Here is a 297-nt window from a genome sequence, read left to right as displayed (position 1 = left end):
TCCAGCGCTTATTGTCAGGTACAACAAATCCAAAGTTTTTCGATTCTGTATATGTACCAACTAGTTCTTTCGTGCCGCGCTCTAAAATACGTACAATTGAACCTACTTGGCGTGATCCACTTGATTGTGCGCTAACACGCGCTAATACTGTATCGCCATGAAGTGCACCGTTTAACTCTGTAGGTGGGATGAAAAGATCATCATCTCCCGTTTTCTTCTCTTCTGGTACAACGAATGCTAAGCCACGTGCATGTCCAATTAATTTACCGCGTACTAAATTCATCTTTTCAGGAAGAC

General features: G+C 42.4%; 1 pseudogene. It reads right to left on the bottom strand.

Annotated features, from left to right (window positions below):
* Positions 1-297 (bottom strand): annotated as a pseudogene (locus ACSG5Z_RS30860) (ribonuclease R); the annotation flags it as partial.

The organism is Bacillus pretiosus, assembly GCF_051294775.1.
Lineage (GTDB): Bacteria > Bacillota > Bacilli > Bacillales > Bacillaceae_G > Bacillus_A > Bacillus_A wiedmannii.
Note: the sequence above shows the minus strand (reverse complement) of the source record. Positions and strands in the feature narration are given on the sequence as shown.